Below are 2429 nucleotides of genomic sequence, written 5' to 3'. Positions count from 1 at the left end.
TAACGTCTTAGTATTTATACGTTACGTTGTTTGTATCGTATAAATACCTTGTTGAACGAAGCATACTCCTCACTCAACATTTTTATTGGTATGCTTAATGCTATAGGAATTCTCTTTTTTAGGGAAGTTGTTGATTGCAGATTTATTGGACACCTTTTACTGCTAGACGGGTTAGTTACTGTTCATTAATTTCATTTTTACGCTTTTTTATAGCGTTTATGCCTGCTTCTTGCCTGCTGTTATCTTTTTTGCTTATTTTAGGCAACACCCCATCTAAGCTGGTTTTATTACACCAACTAATTTAACTAAATGCCTTTAACGGATCGACTTACTATTAACCACTATTCATTGTTATGCCTTGCGTCGTTAAACCGTCGGTTTTTATATCTTTTGCACAGAGGCTTTTCATTATCAACTGCCCTTGTTTACATGATGGACACGGCCAATTAACGCTAACCGGTACTGTTGTCTCTGACTTTTCTTGATTTACAGCCTCATACTTACCTGTTTGTGCGCTGATAATATCCCGCTTTTTTGCTCTACACGCACTGGCTAAAAACCCGTAGTGACGTATTCGCATAAATCCACTTGGGAGCACATGCAGTAAATAGCGCCTAATAAATTCTATGCCCGTTAATGTTATCCGCTTTATTTTGCTGTCTCGGTAGTCTTTATAACTAAACGTAACATCTTCTTTTGTTACCTGCTTGAGCCGTCCTTCATGCAACATGCCTTTACGCGTGTAGCGCCCAAGGTATTTCAACACCGTTTTCGGCTCGGTCAAATTCACTTTGCTGTGTACGCACCATGATTTTGTCATGAGCAATTCGCTTTGAGGTATCGTTAGTTTATGTGCCCTAATGGCTGCTAGCATTTTTGATCTAAACACGGTTGCTAAAGCTTTTACTGCAAATAAATACGGCTTTTTAACACCGCGCCACTCACCTGACGATGTTAATACGCCTCCTGGAATTAAACAGTGCAAATGAATATGTTGAGCTAGGCTTTGTCCCCATGTATGTAACACCGCCGTCATTCCTAACGTGCCTTGTAACTGTTTCTTACGCTGCGCAAACTGACTGAGGGTTTGCCATACAGCACTAAATAAACAACTGTAAATTTCACGCGGATATTGCCTTGCTAATCCATTAAGCTCATGAGGGAGTGTAAATACGAGGTGAAAGTAAGGCGCATTGATGACATCTTTACTTTGTTGTTCACTCCATTGCTCGCTAACATGCCCTTGGCACTGCGGACAGTGCCTATCTCTACATGCACAGTACACCGTTTTATTATGCTCGCAGCGATCACACTGCCATTGCTGAGTACCTAACTTAACGGTTCGACATTCCTGTATATGCTGACACACTCGCTGTTGTTGATAAGTTAATGCATGGACTTTTTTATAGTGACAGAGGTGTTGCGATAAGACATCTGCAACATGATGCGTCGTTGCCATCTTAATTTTCCTCCCACGTAGCCATTAAATCATGGCTGCTATGCCCCATCTCAGGCAACCAATGCAAATAACGCTCTGTTGTACGAATGCTTGTATGTCCCAGCTGCTTTTGTAACTGATGAAGGGGCATACCTGCTTCAATTTGATGTGTAGCATAAGCGTGACGCAAACTATGCGCGGATACATTTTTTGCAATGTCAGCCCGCGCTACCGCACGTTTTAATCCACGACTAAACGTTTTTGCATCTATCGCTTTTTCTTTATCCCAATTAGTACAAAACAGTATACTGCCAAGGGAAAAGCCTGCTATATAAGCGTTTAATCGCCTTGCTGCGCTTTTAGGTAATATGACACGACGGTCTTTATTGCCTTTTCCTGCTCTAACCCATAGGCAATCTTGGCTAAATTCAATATCAGCAACCCGTAAATTCAGTAATTCACTTATTCTGAGTCCACACCCATAGCAAATACACAGCATGACTTTTTGTTGTGCAGATACCGTATTTAAAAACAGGCGATGAACCTCATCCCGTGTTAGCAGTATCGGTATTTTATGTGCTTTTTTAGGCAATACAATATCAATGCTGAATGAGCGCTGTAGTACATATTTATATAAAAAATTAACGGCATTGAGTTTTACTGCAATCGTTGCACGCGACAAGTGCTGTGTTAAATTTACATACCTAAAATACGCCTCAAGCTCTTGCTTATTAATTAAGTCAGGCGATTTATCGTAGTAATTAGCTAACTGAGCAAGTGCATTTATATAAGATTCTTCAGTACGTGGTGAGTAGCCTCTTAAACGGATCTCGTCTATGACGCGTTGTCTTAATGGGGTCATTGGTTTTCTCCGGTGAATAGGGGAAGTCCCAATGACAAGTGTGGCAATTATGCTAGAGGTTGCTAGCTCCGCGTAGCGGCTTTGTTCAACAGCTTATAGAACGCCACTTTGGGGGGTTATGACTCCAGA

At 41.1% G+C, this 2429-nt stretch carries 2 protein-coding genes; both read right to left on the bottom strand.

Features of this window, described 5'->3' with window-relative positions:
* Positions 1–334: 334 nt before the first annotated feature.
* Complete coding sequence (locus tag CWB85_RS20205; RefSeq protein WP_249314931.1) at positions 335–1459, bottom strand: IS91 family transposase; 1125 nt, start codon at positions 1457–1459, stop codon at positions 335–337.
* A 1-nt stretch (position 1460) separates the two neighbouring features.
* Positions 1461–2300: a tyrosine-type recombinase/integrase gene (locus CWB85_RS20200; protein WP_138555866.1), complete on the bottom strand. Its 840-nt coding sequence runs from the start codon at positions 2298–2300 to the stop codon at positions 1461–1463.
* Between the last annotated feature and the right edge of the window lie 129 nt (positions 2301–2429).

Source organism: Pseudoalteromonas sp. S1727 (assembly GCF_005886375.1).
GTDB lineage: Bacteria > Pseudomonadota > Gammaproteobacteria > Enterobacterales > Alteromonadaceae > Pseudoalteromonas > Pseudoalteromonas haloplanktis.
This window is presented reverse-complemented; position numbering and strand designations above follow the sequence as displayed.